The 22,435-nt window shown below is 42.6% G+C and carries 20 protein-coding genes; 10 read left to right on the top strand and 10 right to left on the bottom strand.

Features of this window, described 5'->3' with window-relative positions; genetic code table 11:
* Positions 1–40 precede the first annotated feature (40 nt).
* From Q0L00_RS00345 to Q0L00_RS00330, 4 genes are all read right to left on the bottom strand, one after another.
* A complete protein-coding gene (locus Q0L00_RS00345) occupies positions 41–580 on the bottom strand; it encodes a hypothetical protein (protein WP_297334863.1) in 540 nt (179 codons plus the stop codon).
* 114 nt (positions 581–694) lie between these two features.
* Positions 695–1,348, bottom strand: coding sequence for a ribulose-phosphate 3-epimerase (rpe, locus tag Q0L00_RS00340; protein ID WP_297334862.1), 654 nt, complete (start codon positions 1,346–1,348; stop codon positions 695–697).
* Positions 1,349–1,403: 55 nt separating this feature from the next.
* Positions 1,404–3,074, bottom strand: a complete 1,671-nt coding sequence (locus Q0L00_RS00335; protein WP_297334861.1) for a S8 family serine peptidase — start codon at positions 3,072–3,074, stop codon at positions 1,404–1,406.
* The gene (locus Q0L00_RS00330; protein ID WP_297334860.1) at positions 3,061–3,735 is read right to left on the bottom strand and encodes a hypothetical protein; all 675 of its coding nucleotides are present in this window, start codon (positions 3,733–3,735) and stop codon (positions 3,061–3,063) included. The genes Q0L00_RS00335 and Q0L00_RS00330 overlap by 14 nt, the downstream gene beginning before the upstream one ends.
* Before the next feature lie 126 nt (positions 3,736–3,861).
* Between Q0L00_RS00330 and Q0L00_RS00325 the strand changes: the two genes are divergently transcribed.
* On the top strand, positions 3,862–4,482 hold the full coding sequence (locus tag Q0L00_RS00325) for a phosphoribosylanthranilate isomerase (protein WP_297334859.1): 621 nt from the start codon (positions 3,862–3,864) through the stop codon (positions 4,480–4,482).
* A gap of 59 nt (positions 4,483–4,541) precedes the next feature.
* Here Q0L00_RS00325 and Q0L00_RS00320 read toward each other — a convergent pair whose 3' ends face one another.
* The 3 genes from Q0L00_RS00320 to Q0L00_RS00310 form a co-directional block, all read right to left on the bottom strand.
* A complete protein-coding gene (locus Q0L00_RS00320; protein WP_297334858.1) occupies positions 4,542–5,492 on the bottom strand; it encodes an aldo/keto reductase in 951 nt (316 codons plus the stop codon).
* 59 nt (positions 5,493–5,551) lie between these two features.
* Positions 5,552–6,958, bottom strand: a complete 1,407-nt coding sequence (locus tag Q0L00_RS00315; RefSeq protein ID WP_297334857.1) for an NAD(P)H-binding protein — start codon at positions 6,956–6,958, stop codon at positions 5,552–5,554.
* A gap of 141 nt (positions 6,959–7,099) precedes the next feature.
* Complete coding sequence (locus Q0L00_RS00310) at positions 7,100–8,089, bottom strand: PmoA family protein (RefSeq protein ID WP_297334856.1); 990 nt, start codon at positions 8,087–8,089, stop codon at positions 7,100–7,102.
* Positions 8,090–8,170: 81 nt separating this feature from the next.
* Here Q0L00_RS00310 and Q0L00_RS00305 point away from each other — a divergent pair, with 81 nt between their 5' ends.
* A complete protein-coding gene (locus Q0L00_RS00305; protein WP_297334855.1) occupies positions 8,171–9,103 on the top strand; it encodes a ThuA domain-containing protein in 933 nt (310 codons plus the stop codon).
* Here Q0L00_RS00305 and Q0L00_RS00300 read toward each other — a convergent pair.
* On the bottom strand, positions 9,098–10,252 hold the full coding sequence (locus Q0L00_RS00300) for a methionine aminotransferase (protein WP_297334854.1): 1,155 nt from the start codon (positions 10,250–10,252) through the stop codon (positions 9,098–9,100). The two genes, Q0L00_RS00305 and Q0L00_RS00300, sit on opposite strands and share 6 nt — an antisense overlap.
* A gap of 72 nt (positions 10,253–10,324) precedes the next feature.
* On the opposite strand from Q0L00_RS00300, the gene Q0L00_RS00295 reads away from it, so the two are divergent.
* Positions 10,325–10,834 carry a YdeI/OmpD-associated family protein gene (locus Q0L00_RS00295; RefSeq protein ID WP_297334853.1) on the top strand — a complete coding sequence of 170 codons (510 nt, stop codon included), beginning with the start codon at positions 10,325–10,327 and terminating at the stop codon, positions 10,832–10,834.
* A gap of 28 nt (positions 10,835–10,862) precedes the next feature.
* Here Q0L00_RS00295 and Q0L00_RS00290 read toward each other — a convergent pair whose 3' ends face one another.
* Positions 10,863–10,991, bottom strand: coding sequence for a 30S ribosomal protein THX (locus Q0L00_RS00290; RefSeq protein WP_297334852.1), 129 nt, complete (start codon positions 10,989–10,991; stop codon positions 10,863–10,865).
* A gap of 140 nt (positions 10,992–11,131) precedes the next feature.
* Here Q0L00_RS00290 and Q0L00_RS00285 point away from each other — a divergent pair, with 140 nt between their 5' ends.
* The 4 genes from Q0L00_RS00285 to Q0L00_RS00270 all read left to right on the top strand — a co-directional run bounded on the left by Q0L00_RS00285 (position 11,132) and on the right by Q0L00_RS00270 (position 14,980).
* On the top strand, positions 11,132–11,842 hold the full coding sequence (locus tag Q0L00_RS00285) for a LamB/YcsF family protein (RefSeq protein WP_297334851.1): 711 nt from the start codon (positions 11,132–11,134) through the stop codon (positions 11,840–11,842).
* Positions 11,830–12,525 (top strand): 5-oxoprolinase subunit PxpB, encoded by a 696-nt coding sequence (pxpB, locus tag Q0L00_RS00280; RefSeq protein WP_297334850.1) that lies wholly within the window; start codon positions 11,830–11,832, stop codon positions 12,523–12,525. Before Q0L00_RS00285 ends, pxpB begins: the two co-directional genes overlap by 13 nt.
* Entirely contained in the window at positions 12,522–13,388 is an 867-nt protein-coding gene (locus Q0L00_RS00275) for a biotin-dependent carboxyltransferase family protein (RefSeq protein ID WP_297334849.1), read from the top strand. The genes pxpB and Q0L00_RS00275 overlap by 4 nt, the downstream gene beginning before the upstream one ends.
* A gap of 80 nt (positions 13,389–13,468) precedes the next feature.
* Positions 13,469–14,980 carry a DUF4301 family protein gene (locus Q0L00_RS00270; RefSeq protein ID WP_297334848.1) on the top strand — a complete coding sequence of 504 codons (1,512 nt, stop codon included), beginning with the start codon at positions 13,469–13,471 and terminating at the stop codon, positions 14,978–14,980.
* 52 nt (positions 14,981–15,032) lie between these two features.
* On the opposite strand, the gene Q0L00_RS00265 is transcribed toward Q0L00_RS00270, so the two are convergent.
* Positions 15,033–16,196, bottom strand: coding sequence for a class I SAM-dependent RNA methyltransferase (locus tag Q0L00_RS00265; RefSeq protein ID WP_297334847.1), 1,164 nt, complete (start codon positions 16,194–16,196; stop codon positions 15,033–15,035).
* Between the two features lie 162 nt (positions 16,197–16,358).
* On the opposite strand from Q0L00_RS00265, the gene Q0L00_RS00260 reads away from it, so the two are divergent.
* From Q0L00_RS00260 to Q0L00_RS00250, 3 genes are all read left to right on the top strand, one after another.
* Positions 16,359–17,741, top strand: a complete 1,383-nt coding sequence (locus Q0L00_RS00260) for a DUF1080 domain-containing protein (RefSeq protein ID WP_297334846.1) — start codon at positions 16,359–16,361, stop codon at positions 17,739–17,741.
* Between the two features lie 14 nt (positions 17,742–17,755).
* Positions 17,756–19,105, top strand: coding sequence for a Gfo/Idh/MocA family oxidoreductase (locus tag Q0L00_RS00255; RefSeq protein WP_297334845.1), 1,350 nt, complete (start codon positions 17,756–17,758; stop codon positions 19,103–19,105).
* 333 nt (positions 19,106–19,438) lie between these two features.
* Positions 19,439–22,432 carry a TonB-dependent receptor gene (locus Q0L00_RS00250; RefSeq protein WP_297335000.1) on the top strand — a complete coding sequence of 998 codons (2,994 nt, stop codon included), beginning with the start codon at positions 19,439–19,441 and terminating at the stop codon, positions 22,430–22,432.
* Positions 22,433–22,435: the final 3 nt, after the last annotated feature.

The raw sequence follows: 22,435 nt of genomic DNA, 5'->3' as shown, positions 1-22,435 counted from the left end.
GGGAAGCTTTTACAATTCAATAACCAATGAATTTTAATTATTATTTTCCGTCTTCTGAAGCTTCTGTCGTTCCATCTTCTTTGGCAGCAGCTCGCTCTGCATCTTTCTGTTCCTTGATTTCAAGAACCATGGAATCCAATTTTTCTTTTACTGCCGGATCTTCTTTGGTAGCAGCCAATACTTTGTTATAGACAGTCACGGATATCACATCACTGTCGGTGATTAATTTTGTTTTATAATCAACCACACTCTGCTGAAGCGAATTTTGAAAATCCAGAATGACTTGATACGCTGCTTTTTCTTCTTCAGTAACTTCAGCTTCCGCCATTTTGGCATCATCCCCCCAGGCTGCTTTGATTTCATTGTATCGAGCACCGCCATCGATGACCTCATTATTAAGAATCATATTTCTTAACTCTTCGGTTTTATCCTCCACATATAAAGAGGTCATCACTTCTACAGTCGCATACTGCGTAAGCTCCTCATCCGTTACGGGTTCGGCCGCTGCTTCTTCTTCTTGAGCAAATGCAGACATACCGAACAATGCGAAGAACACTCCAAATAGCAATACTTTTTTCATAATCAATCGTGAGTTTAGTTTAATCTAAGTTTGCAATAAACTAGCCAATACTCAAAAAATCAAGGTTTTTCATTCGAATTAAGGATTTTTAGGATAAATGGTTCACCCTCTCCCCTAATAAAGCTGCTTGAGTTCTGCAATCGTATCGATGGGTTTTGGGGAACTAAACACAAAACTTCCTGCTACCAAAACATCTGCCCCTGCCTTTAGTAAGTCCGGAGCATTTTGCAGGTTCACTCCTCCATCGATTTCAATTTGGGTTTTTGCTCCTTTGGACATGATCAATTTTTTGAGCTTTTTTACTTTTTGGTAGGTATTTTCAATGAACTTTTGCCCTCCAAAGCCTGGGTTAACCGACATCACACATACTAAGTCGATGTCCTCAATCAGGTCTTCCAAAAGATCTACCGCCGTGTGGGGATTGATTGCCACTCCCGCCTTGGCTCCCAATTGCTTGATTCCTTGAATCGTGCGATGCAGATGGGTACAAGCTTCGTAGTGAACTGTAATAATTTCTGCTCCCGCATTTCGAAAAGCCTCCAAGTAACGATCCGGATCTACGATCATCAAATGGACATCCAAGGGCTTTTTGGCATGTTTGGCAATGGCTTCGGTCACCGGAATTCCAAAGGAAATATTAGGAACAAAAACACCGTCCATGATATCCACATGAATGTAATCTGCTTGAGAAGCATTGAGCATTTCTACTTCTTTTTGCAAGTTTGCAAAATCAGAAGCCAGAATGGAGGGGGCTATTTTAGTTGGCATAAAGGGGTAAATTATCTGCAAAACAAATAAAATTTTGCTGCCAAGCCAAAACGGATCAATACCTAAATAGCTTGGTGCGTTTAATTGACTTGGCGTCTTGGACTTGGAGGAGATACAACCCGGGCTTGATCGCGGTAACATCCATTCTAAAGGGACTTTTTACATCTTCTCGTTCTACCTTTGTTTTCCATACGATTTTACCACTCATATCCAGTAACTCGACCTGATAGACTAACCCTGCCCCATAGTCCAACAAAAGCTCGTCTCCATATAAGGGATTGGGATAAATTTTGGATACTTCCGTTTCTTTTTCCTCTTCCACATCCAAAATTTCTCCATAGTAGGCGTCCCAAAAATTAGGAATTCCGTAGCCAATGACCGAATCAGGATTCTCAGCATGGCTAGCAGATCGCAGTAAATTTTCAACTAATTGTGCCCGAGTCCACTCAGGCCGGGCTTCCCATAGCCCAGCTGCCAAGCCTGTAATTTGGGGAGCTGAAAAAGAAGTCCCGCTTGCAAATCCCACATTGTCGTTGGCTCGAATGATTGCCGTACCATTTCCAAAAGCGACCAAATCCGGTTTGATTCGATCATCGGCCGTAGGCCCTCGTGAACTGAAAGAGGAAGGTTCCAAATCCTGATTCAACGCACCGACGGATAAAACAAAGGGAGAGTCCGCAGGAGGAGAAATAGAGCGCTCTCCGGGGCCTTCGTTTCCCGAACTTGCCACAACCAGAATCCCCTTTTTGGAAGCAAAATTGGCCGCCTGGCTTACAATTGCCGTTTGGCCATCGATTTGATCAGCAGTATAATTCATGGCCGGATCATCGAAAAAATTATTATACCCCAGTGAGCTATTGATAATATCCACACCGAGAGAATCTGCATACTCGGCAGCTCTCAACCAATTATACTCCTCTATTCGATATTCTGTAGCCACCTCTTCTGTGATCGCCAATAAGTAATTTGCCTCAGGTGCCGCTGCTATAAATTTTTCGGGGTCATTACTGGCAATTACAGAAAGCACATTGGTTCCATGTTGGTTATCGATAAATACATTCTGGTTCCATGGTCTAACCAAATCAATTGATCCGATTATTTGATTATTGGCAACCAAATGACCCAGTGCTGAACTGGTATTGACCCCAGGGAAGCCCGAATCAAAAACGGCAATGGTTACACCTGCTCCTCTAAAACCATCGGCATGCATCCGGTCAATGCCAAGCAGTTGGTTTTGAAAATCGGTAGGCAATTCCAGGGCTTTCAATATCCGTGCGGCTTTCCTCTTTTCCCCATTAAATGAAAGTTTCGCATTGAGAATTGATCCAATCCCCATTCGCTCATTGAGGGGAGGGCTACTGAAACCATATCCGATCAGCTCTACCTTTTCGACAAAAGGCAAAGAAGAAATGGCTTCAACTTGTTCTGCTTGTAACACTGCAACCGAGCCATTGAGCCATTTGGTATGATACAAAACAGCCACAGCGTTTTCTTGAATAGTCTCTAGGTAGCGCGCAGAAACGGGCAGATCTGTGCTGTCTAGCGGAATAGCCTCTCTTTGCCTTCTCAGTAAGGCTTTTTCGGTCAAAAATGCCTCCGGATTGTTCAAACTTAAATCCACTTGAGGCTTATATTTATAAAAAATCGCGTATCGGTCTTGAGCATTTGCCGATAAGGCAAAAAGTACAAGCCCCGCGAATGCAAAAAGTATCCTATTGACGCTCATAAGACAGTAAATTCATGTGTAGTTTACTTCCTGAATCGATTAATTGTTCACCTAAGCAATCGTTCCTCGAGCAATAGGTCAACACCTCGGCATATTTTTCGACCAGTCCAACTCCCTTTTCAAATACTTCATATCGATTGTCTCGAAAGGTAATCTCATCATCACTTTCTTCTTGAAGAATTTTAACCTGACTATCTGTTGTTGAGGAGGATATCACTTGAAGCTCGTATTCATCGGTCCTGGCATTTCTGTATAAATTCCCATCCCATTTTTTCCCTTCAATAAGAGGAAAGTCAAGGATGACTTCAGGCTGATTATTGACCGTCCGGATCAATTTGTCAGCTCGGACCAACAGGGTATATTCCTGGACAAATTCCCAAGATTCCTGGTCAGCAGATCGATACCTTTCCAGGACAAAAACCTGTTCTTTTGCATCATTGACATAAATAGTCCGAATATGATCCCGAATAGAATATGAGAAGTCTTCCGCATCATTTTCGCCAAAATAAATGGTTTCATCTACCTGATAAGTCCAGGTACTTCCCACCAGTAAGGGCTGAAAATCATAACCCTGCTCAAAATCCGGAGCTTCTACCTCTCGCTGGCAGGAAACAAAACCCAGCAAAACGATACCATAAAAGAAAGCCTTAAATCGATCCATAGTTTGAACGTATTTTTAAAAATAGAAGGATTATATGAAAAAACCGAAAAGAATAATCTAAGCAATTTCCAATTTTATTAGGACAGGTCAAGACTGAGTTTTTACCTTTGTTTTAAAATCACCATTATGGCACTCCAAACTTTTGTAAAAATCAGCGGAATTACCAATCTCAGTGACGCTCGGTATTGTGCAGGAATGTACGTGGATTTATTGGGTTTTGAACTGGAGGAAAGCTCTTCCAAATACGTAAGTCCACAGCAATTTAAAGAAATAACCGGATGGGTTTCCGGACCTGATTTTATCGGAGAATTTGAAAAATTAGATGCTTCGCAAATCCATCAAGTCATTGAAAATTACCCGGACCTCAGCTGGGTGGAGCATTCGGATATTCAAACCCTTTTCACCCTTGTAAAATCTGGAATAAAGGGAATTTTGAAAATTTCAATTGGAGAAATTTCAGAATTAAGTGAAGGGATGATCCAAGACATTCAGGCTCACCAAATTTTCTTACATGTTTATACAGATGACCGCACTTTAACAGCATCCCAAGAAGCAGATCTTCATCGACTGGCTACGCAACTACCTATCTTGCTTGGTGGGAACCTTCAGCCAGATTTAGTAATTAACCTTCCCCATAAACTTGAATTAAAAGGAATTGCTCTTGCCGGCGGAGAGGAAATCAAACCAGGGCTGAAAGATTTTGACGAGTTGGCAGAAATACTTGATGCCTTGGAAATTGAGGATTAAAATGCAAAACCCACTCTAAATTAGAGAGGGCCTTCCATTTATTGGTTTGTCTGTTCGGATCAACTATCCCAGAGATCCGAAGACTGATAAGGGCTTTGAGGTCCGGTAAAAAAGCTGCCATCTACAAATCGGTGAGAAGTCCCAATGTGGCTGAGGGCCTGAAGGTCTTCCTGATCCAACTCCAGGTTTGCAGCCTTTAGATTTTCTTTTATCCTGCCTTGATTGACAGATTTTGGAATCACCACAATATCCCGAGAAATAGACCAAGCAATCAATACCTGACCGATAGTGGCATGATGCTTTTCAGCAATTTTTTTCACGGTTTGATCTTCGAGTAACTTTGGATCACCTTGATGCTTTTCGGATCTCGAATCCGGTGAACCCAAAGGAGAATAGGCGGTCATCAGAAGACCATTTTCTTTGCAGAATTTCACCAACCCATCCTGTGGCAAATAGGGATGCATTTCCACTTGATTCATTTCAGGCCTCTGCCCTTCCATGGCAAAAAGTTCTTTGAGCTTAGTTTGATTAAAATTTGAAACCCCGATATGCTTGGTTTTGCCGTGAATTTTTTGTTCTTGCATGGCTTGCCAGGTTTGTGTCAGGGGTACATCCTGATAGGTATAATATTCCTCTCGATGAGAGGCAAACCCTACTCCATGCTTAAATGAAATCGGCCAGTGCACCAAATACAAATCCAAATAATCCAAGCGAAGATCGGTTAAGGTAGTATCCAAAGCAGGTCCAACATCCTCATAGCGATGGCAATCATTCCACAGTTTGGAGGTAATAAAAACCTCCGAACGCTTCACTATGCCGTCAGCAAATGCATCTGCCAAGCCTTGACCTACTTCTTTTTCATTTTGGTATATTTTAGCGCAATCGATATGCCTGTACCCGGCCTCCAAGGCCCAATAAACAGCCTGTCGAACTTCTCCAGGTTTACTTTTCCAGGTACCTAATCCGATAATTGGGAGGCGGTCTCCATTTTCAAATTTTACAGTTTTCATCTTGAATTGTCTGGTTTATTTAGTTGGATTTAGTTTTGGTTGAATTGTCCAAAAGTTAATCAATCTACTTTTCTTTCTAGGTATTTTTTAAATCGATTCATCACCCAAAGATGAAATTTTGCCTGAGTGGTAATGTAAATGTACCAAGGCAATCTGGGGACAAACTCATGGATAGCAGTCAGTATATACCTTCCCCCCAAAACTCCTCTAAACTCCAGCCAACCGTAATCAAACCGCTTGACCAACCATCCCCCAGTAATGTAAAAAAGTTGACGTTCCTTGTCACTACGATCTGGAATCATGGTCAATTGCAACATGGGCTTTTTACCCCACCAAAGGTAGAAGCCAATGTCCCCTGTTTCAGTTCGTTTTCCATTGATGAGGAATTTGAAAAAACTAGGCAACCAGATATTGTATCGATTGGCCACCCAAGTCGCCGAAAGTCCACTTTTATTACTCATTCGCTGAATGCTACGAACGGTATTTTTTACTCCTTTTTTCTTATAAAACACCGGTAAAACCGGGTTTTCTTTAGAATTTAGAGCTATATCTGCTGCTTCCTCGTAACTCAGGTAATCGATCTGTTTTTCTTTAAACGAAAACTCCGGGGTAACGGTCAGCGTGTGGCGAAGGCTTTCGACCAAAGGCGAAACCAACTGTGGAGGGCTTTCTCCAAAAATTCCCACCCAGAGTTTACTCAAACCCAATGAAAAAACAGGAACAGAGAATACCAGTCTTTTCTTTCCCATCACCTGGGCGGTACGTTCGAGCATGCTTCGATAGGTCATTACCTCAGGGTTTCCGATTTCGATCACCCGATCAAAAACATCAGAATTACCGATACAGGTATCCATGATATCAAGGGTATCCCTCAGCGAAATGGGTTGAGTTTCGGATTCGGTCCATTTTGGACACATCAGTACGGGCAGTTTTCTGACCAGATTTTTGATCATATCAAAACTCGAACCTCCCGGACCCACGATAATTGAAGCTCGCAAAGCGGTGAGCTTGGCAGAACGAGAGCCCAAAGTTTGTTCTACTTCCAATCGGCTCCTCAAATGTCGGGAAAGCTTACTCTCCGGCTCATCGGGAAGCAATCCACCCAGGTAAATGATTTGCTGAACATGGTTCAAGGCCGCAGCTCTACTGAAATTATCTGCAAGCAATAAATCTGTATCTTCAAAACTTCCCTGGTTTAATCGCGTCGACGCATTCATGGAATGCACCAAATAAATGGCCACGTCCACCCCATTGAGTGCCTCTACCGTACTGGTAATCGAATACAATTCCACCTGCCTCCACTCCACTTGAGGATGCGGATTTTTTTTGACCTTTTTCCGACTGAGTGCAACGATATGGTACTTATCCTTGAATTGATGGATAAACCAGCGACCGATATATCCACCTGCCCCAGCTATGGCTACGGTTGGTTTTTGCTGTTCAAAAGTTTTTAAAGCAGATTTCATAAAAATAGATTCAATAAGATTAACTCAAAAAGCAAATAGCTGTTTGAAACGATCAAATTCAAATTCCATGACTGGCCTTCTCAGGAATTTAAATCCTAAACTCTTCTTTGAAAGGTTAACATACTCTTAGTGATAACACATTTACCGATCAATAATTCCAGTGGTCTTCACAAAATCTAACCAAAAAGTTTCCGCTTCCTCCACACTTAGCTCTCCGTCAAAGACAATCAGCCGATAATTTAAGCTATACCTTTGCCCAAAACCCAACTTCCACTCCGCTTCTCTTGTAGGGGTAAAACCAACAAAAACATTTCCCTCTCCCTGGTTAGAATCCGACGGCCAAACCCGCAAAGGCTCAGGATGGGAATGATTATTAGGGTGACTCAACAATAAAATCCCACTTTTTCCTGATTCATGACCACTTACTCCGCTGACCATCATCCATTTGGCTCGGGTACCATCGGCCTGGTCTCGGGTTTTGAACTCAGAGGTAAGGATCTGACTATTTTTTGAACCCCAAATTTCCACAGCCCGAATAAAAATCCCCCCTCCGTAACGGTATTGATCCAAGGTCACCCCTGATGGAATTTTAGTCCAAAAGTTTCGCTGGTAATCCAGCAAATAGCGATTGGAATCAAGGGGCTCCAACGCGATACTCAAGTCTTCTTCCAAGACTAAAGTATTTTGGCCAAGGGCAGTTAAATCCAGGTGATTTTGTCGAACGGTCACAAGGGCTCTCTGCTGATTTTCCTTTCTCTTTAAAATCCCAGCAAATTCCACCCTTCCTTTTTCATCGCCCAAATTCCAAAAATCAATGGTTCTTCCTTCCAGGGTTGCCCTGGTCCAAGGCGCCCAAATGCCATAATGATGGTAGTGGTCAGTTGGCTGTATCCGAGTCAAAACCTGTCCACTCAGGGTTTGAAGGGGATGGATAAATCCAGAAAGGGCAAAAGCTTCTTTTTGACCTTTTGGAACTTCCGCCTTTGCAGTGCGATAAGTCAATACGGGATTGGAATTCACCCAAAATTCAATTCCTGTCGGAGTATCTAGTATTTCCACGGTTTGACCCATCACCACAAAAGAAAACCCAAGCCATAACTGCACGCCAAATAAAATCTTTTTGATAACCATAAAATTTTCTACTTCTTGGGATTTGCCTCTGAAGTTATGACTTTGGTGAACAAATTCCTTTTATTAACCAATTTGTTAGCTATGAAACATGCCTTAATCTACGGAATCGTTTTCCTTTCTTTGACCAGTCTTGCTTTCGCTCAAGATCTTCAAAAAGTGCCCTTGGATGAAATTTGGAAAACGAAAATCCAAGATTTAGCTCCAAAAAAACCGACCTTTGAAAGTTCTGGTAAAAAACGTGTTTTGATTTTTTCACTCCATACCGGATTTGAACACTGGGTCATCCCTCATACCGAAGAAATGCTCAGGATCATCGGCCAAAAAAGCGGGGCTTTTGAAATGATTAGCAGTAAAGACATCAAGGAATTTGAAGCAGCAAACTTGGAAAATTACGATGCGCTCATTCTTAACAATACCTGTTCCAAGCCTGATCACCGCAATTTGTTTTGGGACAAACTCACCGAAGAATCAGATAAAGACTCAGTTACATTAATGAAAAAGGCCTTGCAGTTGGAAAAAAATCTCATTGACTTTGTTTCTGCCGGAGGTGGATTAATGGTACTCCATGGAGGAATCACCACTCAAAACTCTTCTACCGAATTCGGAGAATTGATTGGAGGAAGTTTTGATTATCATCCGCCTCAGCAAACCCTGCGGGTGTATTTGCAGGACGCAACCCATCCACTGGTCCAAGCCTTTCCAAAAACAGGATTTGAGCATGTGGATGAGCCTTATTTCTATAAAAACGCCTACAATAAAGGGGATTTTAAGCCTTTGCTTTACTTCAAAAATTCGGAAATCCAAAGCCTACGAAATGGCCAAGCTGATCCACCAGAAAGAACCTATGTCGCTTGGATTCGCCCTGAAGGAAAAGGAAAAGTATTCTATGCATCTCCTTCCCACAATGCCCAAAGTTTTGAAAATCCAAAACTCCTCCAGTTTTATTTGGATGGTCTTCAGTATGTTGTCGGAGATGTGGATTGTGATGAAACCCCGATTGGCCCTGGATCATAGGATCTCCCCTAGACGGTGAAGTCGGTTCAATGCTTCTTCCAGTTCGGCTTCCTGTTTGGCAAAACAAAAACGGAGGATTTGATTATCCCTACCATCATGGTAAAACGAAGAAACTGGAATACAAGCCACTTTTAGTTTTTTACACATCCGTTCGGCGAGCTTTTGATCCCCAATTTCGGATAAATGACCATAGCTGACGGTTTGAAAAAAGCTCCCTTGCGTGGCGCTAAATTTAAGATCGGTTTGCTTTATCCCTTCCAGAAACAAATTCCTCTTGCTTTCATAGAAGCTAGCAAGGGACTCATAATGAATTGGATTGGCTAAATATTCGGCCAAGGCATATTGAATGGGAGTCACGGTGCTGAAAGTAATAAACTGATGAACCTTACGAAATTCTTTACTGAGTGCCTCCGGTGCGATACAATATCCCACTTTCCAACCAGTCACATGAAAAGTTTTTCCAAATGAGCCGCAGACAAAGGTTTTTTGCCGAAGTTCTTCAGTTGAAAGCAAGGATAGATGTTGACGTCCATCAAAAGTAATGTGCTCATAGACTTCATCACTGACTATAAAAATATTCCGCTCTCGAATCAACTCAGCAAGCTGCTTCAAATCTTCTGCGGTCCACACATAGCCTGTGGGGTTGTGTGGGCTGTTGATGATCATTAATTTGGTTTTAAAGGAGACCGAGGAGCGAACACGATCCCAATCGACTGAAAAATCCTTTTCTTTTAAGGGAATATGAATCGGTATGCCTCCATTCAAAATCACCGCTGCTTCATAACTATCATAAGCCGGCTCCAAAATCAAGGCCTCGTCCCCAGATCTCAGCACAGTACTAATGGCAGCATAGAGCGCCTCGGTTGCGCCTGATGTGATGGTGATTTCGTGTTGAAAATCCGGTAGGTACCCATAGCAATGCGCTGTTTTCTCGGCTAAACTCACACGTAGCTGTTCAATTCCGCTCATGGGAGCATACTGGTTGACACCCTTTTTGAGGTATTTTGAAACCAAGTCCAAGAGTTGAGGATCCGCATCAAATCCCGGAAAGCCTTGAGAAAGATTGATCGCTCCCTCATCTTTGGCCATCTGGGACATAATCGTAAATATTGTCGTTCCGGTATTGGGAAGTTTTGATCGGATATTCATCAGTGAAAATTGTATTTTAGTCGCAAGAAAGAAGGGAAGATAGCTACTTCACCAAGCAATATCAAAAATGTAATGGAAAGCTTTCAAGCCATAATCCAAAAGTTTGACTTTAATCACTGGCAGTATCATCTGGCAGTTTCAGACCAAATTGCCACAAAATTCATTGATCGAGACCATCGAAGAGTGCTCGTTTGGATCGATTCCTTGGGTCCCTTTCACATGGCCTTGATCAAGTCAAAACACTATTGGTACCTGATGGTCAATCGGCAGATTCGTGAAAAACTTCGACTTGAGGAAGGTTCAGCAGTTAGGGTCCGATTGGAAAAAGATGAAAGTGAATTCGGGTTGGAAATGCCCGAAGAATTTGGAGTTTTAATGGACCAGGACGAGGAAGACCGAATGTACTTTAACCGATTGACTCCAGGAAAACAACGGAGTTTGATTCATTTGGTAGTCAAGGTAAAAAACCCTGAAAGTCGGATGAAAAAATCCCTAGCCATCATGCATCATCTACGGCTTTCAAAAGGAAAGTTAGATTTCAAACAACTCAACGAATTAATCAAGTATTACAATAACTTGTAAAAAAGGGAGCCGAAACTCCCCTTTACTTTTACTCTTTTTTATCCAAAGCCATTCGCTCCCTCCTGGTCTTCTTGTTGGCTTCAGTTTTGGGTCTGCTAGCGCCGAACGTTCCCCGGTTAATCTTTCCTCTTTTGGTTTTCAGATCTCCTTTTCCCATGTAGATGATTGATTTAAGTGAAACATATCCAAATTTAAGAACTGGTAAAATTCAAGTCAAATTTGGCTTTTGAAAACCTATTTCTCCACTCGATCCAAAACTTTTGTATCTTGAATCGACAGCTGTAAAATAATTAAACCGTGCTTGAAATCAACTGTGACCTAGGCGAAGGGATCGTCCAAGAAGAACTTATTTTACCTTTTATTGATACTGCCAGCGTTGCCTGTGGAGGGCACTATGGCGATGAGCAAAGTATACGTCAAACCCTCGAACACTGTAAACTTTCCGGCATAAAAGTTGGCGCACATCCCTCCTATCCAGATCGGGAAAATTTTGGACGAATCTCGCTTTCCATCAAGCCCAGAGATCTGATCCAAAGTATCGAAAATCAAATCAATTTATTTTTATCCATTTCCCAAGACTTGGCCATTTCCATGGATCATATCAAATTTCATGGTGCCTTGTATACTGACGCTGCTAAAAATCCGGATTTGGCGGCAAGCCTTTGTGGCTTTTTAGCAGAACGTTTTTCCGGCTTTCCGCTTTTGGTTCCACCATATTCCCAAATTGAGAAAAAGGCTATCGAAAAAGGAATCCCAATCAAACGTGAGCTTTTTGGAGACAGGGCCTATACAGACGACTATTTGTTGCTTTCCCGTACCCAGAGAAACGCACTTTTTACTGAATTAGCCCAGGTGGAGGCCCATTTAAAACCGATGGTAGAAAAGGGAGTAATCTTAAGTAATACCGGAAAAGAGCTCCCTATTTTTGCCGATACCCTCTGCTTTCATGGTGACAATCCCGGGATTCTCGCTTTTCTCCCTAAAATCAGAGCAAAATGGTGGAATTAAAGCCCTCTTTGAGAGTCCTCAGCCCAACACTCTCCGAGTTGTTTTGGGAGCAAGCCGCTACAGATCAACTCTTGGGGATCAAAATACACTTGATCTCTGAAATCAAACAAACGTTTTCATCCAAAATTGAAGAAATACGAAGTGGATATCAAACCCTTACTATCCGCTGGGCAGATCCAACTTTCCATTCCGAAATCATTCCATTTTTAGATGATCTGGAACTTGTTTCTCAACCACTACCCGACAGAACCTGGGAAATTCCGGTTTGCTACGATTCAGAATTTGGGTACGATCTAAACGCTTTGGCAAAAGCAAAATCCCTAGCGGTGAATGAGGTAATCCGATATCATTCTCAGGCGAGCTATCGCATTCACTTTATCGGTTTTTTACCTGGCTTTCCCTATTTATCGGGAATGAATCCCATTTTGGCAATGCCTAGAAAATCCCAACCCGATCGGGCTATTCCTGCCGGTTCTGTAGCCATAGGAGGAAATCAAACCGGAATCTACCCTCAACGAAGTCCCGGAGGTTGGCACATTATTGGCCGAACACCCATCCCTTTATTTGACCCAAATTCAAGTCCACCTGTCGCTTTCCAACTCGGAGATCAACTCGTTTTTAGACCCATTGACAAAAGCGAATTTGATAGGATTAGGAAGTTCAAACCCCAACTTCTAAGATGATTCGAGATCCAGCATTTGCAAAAATCCTAAAAACAGGTCCCGGATCAAAAATCATAGATCAAGGGAGAAAAGGAATGGGAGAATTTGGCATTCCCAATTCTGGTCCGCTGGATCAACAAGCCTTTCAATGGGTCAATCTTGTTCTGAGAAACCCATTAAATGCCGCAGTACTGGAAATTACTCAGCCAGGATTCGCCATCCACTTTCCCTTTCCTACCCTGATCTGCTTGGCAGGTGCTTCAGCGAACATTAAATTGAATGGTGTTCAGCTTTTAAATCCCAGTCTGATTGAACTACCCGAAGATAGTCTACTTGAGGTTGGGGCATTTAAACAGGGAGCCCTACTTTACCTTGGGATCAAACAAGGCTTTCAAAGCGAGTTAAGCTTGGGTTCTAGAAGTTTCTTCGAAGGGATTACTCCCAAAAGTCAATTTTCAAAGGGGGACAGCCTACTGTATTACACCAATCAGGAAATACCCAACCTCCGAGCCAAGCCGGTATTTGACCGATCCTACCTCAATGCAACTCATATTGAAGTGTACCTTGGTCCTGAATGGGAATTATTACCGGAAAAAATTAAAGCTGAAATACTTCACTTTCCCCTAAAATTATCCGCAGCGAAAAATCGGATGGGAATCCAGCTAGACAGTCCATTTGAAAACTCTGTAGGTTCCATCGTTACGGTGCCCGTATATCCGGGCACGGTTCAGTTAACTCCCAGCGGAATGTTGATTGCCTTGTTACAAGATGCTCAGGTCACAGGAGGCTATCCGAGAATTTTTCAGATTGCTGAAAAAGACCTATCCCGCTTAGCACAAAAAAATGTCGGTAGCCAAATCCAATTTACACCAATCAAGAGCTAGGCTTCTGAAAAAAAGCCCCTGATCTATTGAGATAGCAAGTCCGGTGAATTATATTAGGTTTTTTACAACAATCATCAACCATGAACCGAACTTTAGAATCTCAAATAATCGCTCAAGGAATGAATCCAGAGCTCATTTCTCAACAAATTGAAAGCTTTAAAAAGGGCTTCCCCTTTTTGAAAATAACCGGACCGGCCACCCCAAATAAAGGAATAAAGGTTTTAAGCGAGGAGGAAATCCAAAAACACCTGAACTCCTATCCGGAAAAAGCGGCCAAAATTGACGTGGTCAAATTTGTTCCTGCTTCCGGTGCTGCCTCTCGAATGTTTAAGGATTTGTTTTCTTTCTTGGAAGGAAACGGGAATTTATCAGCTAGTCCCTTTGTTCAAAAGTTCATCAATCAAATCGAAAAATTTGCCTTTTATCCCGAATTGGATCAAGCCCTTCGTGAAAAAGGAACCAGCATTTCCGATTGCCTGGACCGAAAGGATTACAAAGAGATTATCGCCACCCTCCTACAAGAGGATGGGTTGGCCTATGGCAGTCTTCCCAAGGGGCTTTTACGATTTCACAGCTATGGAGACAGCAAGCGGACCCCAGCCCATGAGCATCTCGTTGAGGGGATGCAATACGCAGTAGGAAAAGGCAAAACCGTTCAAATTCACTTTACCGTCTCCCCCGAACATGAGGAGAAGTTTAAACAAGAAATCTCCAGTATCCTTCCTGATTTAAAGGAAGAATCAGGACTGAATTTTGAAATCAGCTATTCACAGCAAAAAAAATCCACCGATACCATTGCCGTAACCCTAGAAAATGAGCCTTTTATCGAAGAGGATGGAAGTATTTTATTCCGACCGGCAGGACACGGAGCCCTACTTGAAAACCTGAACGATATCGACGCCGATCTCATTTTTATCAAAAATATTGACAATGTGGTTCCTGATCGATTGAAAGACACAACCACGAAATTTAAAATAGCGATTGGAGGAGTTTTGCTGGAGATTCAAAACGAGGTGTTTGAGACCCTAAACGCTTTAGAACTTGAGATTTCAACTCAACACCTAGAAAAAGCCAAGCAGGTTTTCACTGAAAGTTTGGGAGCCAAGCTTCCCGCTGACTTTGATTCACAGCGGGAGGTCGACCAGGCCAAATTCTTAAAAAAGAAACTGAATCGTCCGATTCGGATTTGCGGTATGGTAAAAAACACGGGGGAACCGGGAGGCGGACCATTTTGGATTTTAGAAGAAGACGGAAGTCAATCCCTACAGATTCTGGAAACTGCTCAAATCGATATGAACGATCCAGTTTCCAAAGCTCACTTACACGCTGCCACGCATTTTAATCCAGTGGATTTGGTCTGTGGAACCAAAAACTATAAAGGAGAGAAATTTGACCTCCTTGCATTTAGAGATATGCAAACTGGATTTATAACTGAAAAATCCAAAAGCGGCAGGGAATTGAAAGCATTAGAATTGCCAGGGCTTTGGAATGGAGCCATGTCTGGATGGAACACGATATTCGTGGAAGTCCCTCTAATTACCTTCAATCCGGTGAAAACTGTCAATGATTTACTTCGGGATGAGCATCAGTAACCCCTTAAAATCGGAAGCCTGAATTTCAAAATTCAGGCTTCCGGTTCAAACTCTAATCGGCTTTCGATCCCTGATAGAGCTCATATTTCAAAAGACGACAATCAATCGTCCCGTTCCAAAACTCAATTCTACGACTTGCTTTTAAGCCTACTTTTTTAGCCAGTTGCATGTTTCCGGTAAAAATATAGCCTCGATATCCTGCACATTTTTGTTTCATAAAATCCCCCATGCGCCTGTAAATTTCTTCCAGTTCGGTCTCTTCACCCAATCGTTCCCCGTATTCAGGGTTAAACACAATTACTCCTCTTGGTTTTTCGGGAATGGGAGTGTCGGCAAAATCGCAGATCTCAAATTGAATCATGTGCTCGACACCTGCGGTGGCGGCATTTTCCTGAGCAAAAGAAATGGCCTGTAAAGAAATATCGGAAGCAATAATTTTAAGCTCGGGAATTTCAGTGATTTTACTTTTTAATTTGTTCACTTTAGCCTCATAGGCCATAGGGTCATATCCCAAAATGAACTGAAAGGCGTAATGATCTCGGTATAGCCCCGGATATCTCTTAGTCGCCATAAGTGCGGCTTCTATGGCCAAAGTCCCTGAGCCACACATGGGATTAATAAAAGGAACTCGGGTATTCCATTCGGTGGCATAAATGGTAGCGGCAGCCAAATCCTCCATCATCGGAGCTTTGCCCGGTATCTTACGATAGCCATGTTTGGCCAGCGTATCGCCAGAAGTATTGAGGTAGACATTGGCGTGATTTTCTTTCCAAAAAACCTGAAAAACCAAGCCGTTAAAATCAGAACCCGAGTCAGGCCTTCTTCCAAACTTCTCCCGAAAACGATCTACGATCGCATCTTTGACTTTTACATTGACAATCAGCGGAGTGGTCACCGATTCATTATCCACCACCGAATTAACTGAAAAATACCCATCCACATCCAAATATTCCTCCCAGGGAATCGCTTTCATACGACGGTAAATATCATCTGCATGATGAAGGTAAAATGATTTAATTTCGTAAAGCACATGAGAAGCCGTCCGCAGATGCAGGTTCAAATCCATGCAGTCTTCCAAGGAGGCCCTTATTTCTACTCCCGTCCTACTGACTGAATCAGGCACAAAACCCAACTCTCGAATTTCCTTTTCCAAATAAGACACCGAACGGTCTTTACAGGTGACAAAGACTTTTTCCTTCTGATTAAAATCAAGCATATGCAAAAGTAGTTATTTCAGCTTTCCCTTAAATCCTTATTCATTCTCAATTCCAATAATTTTATAAGGAAACCCGCAAACGATTGCGTAATTTCAAGGAATGGCAATTTGTAGCTGTGGACTGAAATCTTGAATTTAGAAAATGAATTAGCAAAAAAATCCATGAAAAAACTGTACTCTAAATTTCTTCTTGTCTGGCTATCTTCTTTGATGTTGACATGCGCTGCACCCGAAACGTCAACTGATGGATGGCAAGATTTATTCAATGGTAAGGATCTGACTGGCTGGAAAGCAGTTGCCGGAACGGCCAAATTCACAGTGGAGGATGGTGAAATTGTCGGATCCGCTGTGGCCGGATCTCCCAATACTTTTCTAATCACCGAAGAAAGTTTTGGAGACTTTATTTTGGAACTCGAACTAAAAGTCGAGCATGAAACCTCTAACTCTGGAGTGATGGCACGAGGCCAATTTGATTCCCAAGCTCGGGATGGTAATGGTTTAGTTTATGGCTATCAAATCGAGGCTGACCCCAGCGATCGAGGTTGGTCAGCCGGCGTGTATGATGAGGCCAGACGAGGATGGCTTTATCCCTTGGAGCTTAATCCTGAAGCCAAAAAGGCTTTCAAGTTGGGAGAATTTAATCAATATCGAATCGAAGTCATTGGCGATGAAATCAAAACCTGGCTCAATGGACAAGAAGTCGCCTATGTCGTAGATCATATGGATAAAAGCGGATTTATTGGGCTTCAAGTCCATAGCATTTCTAATCCCGAGGATGCCGGAAATAAAACCTACTTCCGAAACATTCGAATCAAAACCAAAAATCTGGAGCCAACCCCTTTTCAAAAAGATATTTTTGTGGTCAATAACCGGCTTAACGAATTGACCGATTATGAAAAAAATCAAGGCTGGCGATTGCTATTCAATGGAGAAAATTCCGAAGGATGGGTGGGTGCCTACCAAGACAGCTTCCCAGATTTTGGCTGGTCGGTAAACGAAGGGATTTTGACGATAGCCGAATCCGATGGCGGAGAATCGACCAATGCAGGCGATATTGTCACAACCGAAGAATTCAGTGCGTTTGACTTTGCCTTTGAATTCAAGCTCACCGAAGGAGCCAATAGTGGCGTGAAATATTTTGTCACTTTGGAAGAGGAAAATACCGGATCGGCAATTGGGTTGGAGTATCAAATTCTAGACGATGAAAGACATCCCGACGCCAAAATGGGTAGAGATGGAAATCGGACTTTAGCTTCACTTTATGATTTGATCAAAGCCGATAAACAAGATCGATTCCTCAAACCTATTGGCGAGTGGAACAAAGGGAGAATTGTCGTGTATCCAGACAACAAAGTGGAGCATTACCTCAACGGCATCAAAGTCCTAGACTATGTCCGTGGATCAGAAGAATTCAAAGACTTGGTTGAAATCAGCAAATACAAGGTTTGGGAAAACTTTGGTCAAGCCCCCGAAGGCCATCTTTTGCTTCAAGATCACGGCAATGAAGTAAGCTTCAAGAATATCAAAATCAAAACCTTAAACTAACCACCCGAATAATCATGAAACATCAAAACAGAAGAGATTTCATCAAAAAAAGCACGGCTGCCACCTTCGGACTTTCTGCGCTGGGAGCTGTGGGTTTTTCGGCCAAATCATATGGGAAAATACTGGGAGCAAATGATCGACTCAATGTGGCAATCGCGGGACTGGGAAGAAGATTAGGTGCTTTTTATGAGCCCATTGCTTTGAAATCTTCCAATGTAAACCTGCTTTACCTCTGCGATGTCATGCAGCGACAAATGACTAATGCTGCATCGAACTTTTCAAAACACATTGACTATCAACCTACCTTGGAAGGAAACATCATCAAAGTATTGGAGGACAAGGATTTGGATGTCCTCATCAATGCCACTCCCGATCATTGGCATGCACCGGGAACCTGGCTAGCCATGGAGCGGGGAAAACATGTGTATGTGGAAAAACCCTGTTCTCATAATCCTCGCGAAGGAGAGCTTCTGATCGCTTTGCAAAAGAAATACAACAAGGTGGTCCAGATGGGAAATCAACAACGATCCGCTCCAGAAAGTAAGGAGATTATTACAGCCATCCACAACGGCGCCATCGGAAAGGCCTATAAAGCAGTTGCTTTTTATTCCAATGCCCGAGGCGAGGTAGTCAATCCCTCTCCTGCCCCTGTGCCGGATGGATTGGACTGGGAATTATTTCAAGGTCCCGCACCTCGGAAACCCTATATGCATAATACGTGGGATTACAACTGGCACTGGTACGGATGGGACTATGGAACTGCGGAAACCGGAAATAACGCCACCCATGAACTAGACGTGGCAAGATGGGCCCTTCAGGTGGACTATCCGGAGAAAGTATTCGTCGATGCGGCAAAAGAACACTATCCCAATGACGGCTGGACGATGTACGATACAATGGAGGCTACATTCAAATTTAAAAATGGATCGACCATCATTTGGGATGGAAAAAGTAGAAACGCTTACAGCACCTATGGCTCGGATCGAGGTACTATCATTTTTGGGACAGAGGGAAGCGTTTTTGTCAACAGAAATGGCTATAAACACTATGACCGGGGAGGAAAGTTGATTAAAGACAGCAGCTCTAGCGGCTCGGAGGCAGGTACAGCATTGGGTGGTGGAGGAGATATGAGTACCACTCACGTGGTCAACTTCTTCAATGCGGTGAGAGGAACCGAAAAGCAAAATTCCAATATCGAGGAAGGTGCCATCAGTTCATTGATGTGCCACCTGGCCAATATCGGATATCGTACCGGAGAGCTCTTGGAATGCGACTCTTCATCAGGTAGAATTACCAACTCCAGCGAAGCAATGAAACTTTGGTCCCGAACGTATGAAAAGGGTTGGGAACCGCCGCAAGTCTAAATCAAAATCAATAAAATCAAAATTGGAAATTTTGTTCACAGGCTGTTTTTTTTTGAAAAAGGAATGTGAATAAAATTTTCAGTAATCGCCTGGCTTCCCCATGGAATATCTCAACTTCCCGGGTAGTCAGGCGTTTTTTATTAACACCCCAAATTACTGGATATCAATATACTTAAGCCGCAATCGATTCCGTAAAGTACCTTTTTCAACTATTGATTTTAGTCTGTGAATGGGATAAATTAAACGTGTTTAGAGGGTCATACTTAGGCCTACATCTATCAATTTACTTTAACCCAAAATAAAATGCATGCTAAAATTTACAACCCATTTTTGATGACGCTCCTCTTGTTTCTTTTAGAAACAGGAGCCTTTGCCCAAAGTAACCGGGTCAATGGAACTGTAGTCGATGAGACAGGTACTCCTATTCCAGGAGTTTCGGTATTACTTCAGGGTACCACCCGAGGGACTACCACTGATTTAGACGGAAAATATTCCCTAGAGGCATCTTCCTCTGAAGTCCTGATATTCTCTTTTATAGGATACACAACTGTGGAAGAAACCGTTGGGAATAGAAGCATAATTGACATTCAACTCAACCCGGATTTGTCTGAATTGGAAGAAGTAGTCGTGGTAGGATATGGAACGCAGAAAAAAAGCCAATTAACTGGAGCCATTTCCTCGGTGGGTACAAAAGAAATCCAAGAATTACCGATCACGGATGCCCGGCAGGCCCTGCAGGGAAGGGCTGCTGGGGTTGATGTCACCCAGGCCGGATCAAAGCCTGGCACAGCTCCTCAAGTACGGATAAGAGGAAGGAGATCATTTAATGCCTCCAATGAACCCCTGTATGTAATCGATGGAATACCCACCGTAGGTGGACTAGAAGATCTTAATCCCCAAGATATAACTTCTATGGAGGTTTTAAAAGATGCTTCAGCCACTGCAATATATGGTTCAAGAGGTGCCAACGGTGTGGTATTGATTACTACCAAAAGAGGAAGTACTGGTAAAACGGTCGTTTCTGTAGACTCCTATTACGGCATAAATGAAGAATTAGGCAGAATTGAAGTTTTTGATGGACCGGCATTTGCCGAATATAAAAGAGAGTCCCGAAGAGCTACTGGGGACTATCCGGATGGGCCTGCTACCCCTGAGGCTGATGCCAATCTCTTTGAACCTGTCGAACTTGAAAGTTTAGCATTAGGAAGAAGCACCGATTACCTTGGCGGACTGATGAGAACAGGAAGTATTCAAAGCCACCAAGTAAGCGTGAGTGGGGGAAATGAGAAAACAAGTTTTTTTGTATCCGGGAATTATTTTAGAGATGTTGGGGTGGTCAGGAATCAGGACTTTACAAGAGGAACATTCCGAATTAACCTAGACCATCAAATCAATGATAAATTACGAATCGGCACTTCTACCTTGATCACCAACAGTAAACGAAACGGGGAAAATTTTAACCCTTTAGGGGGAGCACTTCAGGAAAACCCACTTGGTAAACCCTTTGAAGAAGATGGAACGTTGATTTTTCTTCCAACATCTGATGGATTACGAACCAACCCCTTTGCGGAAATTGTTCCAGGCGCACAAGTTGATGAAACGTTTAGAACAAGGATTTTTTCGAGTATTTATTTGAATTGGGAAATAGCTGATGGATTGTCTTACCGCTTCAATTTTGGACCAGATTATACCGTCAGAAGATCAGGTCGATTTGTTGGTTCCCAAACCAATGCAAGAAGAGGAGGAGATGCGACAGCAAGTGTTAGCGATCGATTCAACCTCAATTATACGGTAGAGAATATTTTAACCTATGAAAAAAAATGGGGAACAGACCATAATTTAAACGTCACTCTCCTTCAATCTTTTCAACAGGATAAATTTGAACGAAGTGATATTGGAGTTCAGGGCATCCCCGCTCCCAGTCAATTATACCATAGACTCGGAGATGCATCCTTAATTACCAATGCGAATACGGAGCTGATAGAATGGGCTCTCCTTTCTTACATGGGAAGGATTAATTATGGGTACCAGGAAAAATACCTGCTCACCGCAACCTTGAGAGCGGATGGAAGCTCCCGATTTGGTGAAAACAACCGATTCGGCTATTTCCCTTCGATGGCACTGGGATGGAATTTGCACGAAGAGGAGTTTATTAAAACGTCCTCTTGGCTGGATCAACTTAAATTCAGAGTCAGCTATGGATCAATAGGAAATCAAGCCATTGTTCCCTATCAAACCCAGGCCCTATTAGGAAGAACCTCTTATGCTTGGGCAGGAGGCGGATCGGCCGCTTTTGGTTATCGGCCCAATTCGATCGGAAATCCCGATTTACGGTGGGAAACTTCTACTACATTTAACGCTGGAATTGATTTTGCAATTTTCAAGAACAGAATTTTTGGTTCTCTTGAGTATTACCTGACCAATACCTCTGACCTCCTCGCACCTCAACCTTTACCAAATTCTACTGGATTTGGAGGATTTATTACCAATATCGGAAAAACCCAAAATCGAGGGATCGAACTCAGTCTGTCTACCCTAAACATTGAAAAGGGAAATTTCTCTTGGTTCACCGATGTAATTTTCACCAGAAACAGGGAGGAAATCCTCGAATTACCCAATGGAGACGATGTAGCAGCAGGTAGGTTTATTGGTCGGCCTTTAACTGTTTTCTATGATTTGAAAAAAGTAGGAATTTGGCAGTCAGATGAATTCGATGAAGCAAATTCATTTGGAGATGCTCCCGGTGAAATTAAAATCGAGGACTTCAATGGAGATGGTCGAATCAATGCAAACGATCGCCAATTTCTTGGCTCAGCGGTTCCAGACTTTTCGATGGGAATAACCAATAGGTTCACCTATAAAGGCCTTGATCTTTCCTTTTTCGTCTTTGGAAGATTTGGTTCGATGATTCGGTCAGCCTTTCATGACAATTTCAACACACTTTTCGGACGATACAACAATTTGGCTGTAGACTATTGGACGCCCAATAACCCAAGCAACCTTTATCCAAGGCCCAACCAAAATCAGGAGCGTCCGAAGTATAATACTTCTATGTCATACTTTGACGGCACTTTTGTTAAAGTTAGAAACATCAATGTTGGGTATACTTTCAATGACATTGCATTAAAAAGGCTTGGTTTCGGAAGCTTAAGAATCTACACCAGTGTTCAAAATCCATTTATTTTCTCTGAGTACCGACGTGTCCACAAGGGAATAGACCCTGAAACCTTCATTGATGGGGAACAAGGAGTAGAAGGAGGAGTAATTAATGCGAATATCGCTCCCCCAGTGGTCCAATATACTTTCGGGATTAATGCCAAATTTTAACGA

Source organism: Algoriphagus sp. (genome assembly GCF_024305035.1).
Taxonomy (GTDB): domain Bacteria; phylum Bacteroidota; class Bacteroidia; order Cytophagales; family Cyclobacteriaceae; genus Algoriphagus.
Note: the sequence above shows the minus strand (reverse complement) of the source record. Positions and strands in the feature narration are given on the sequence as shown.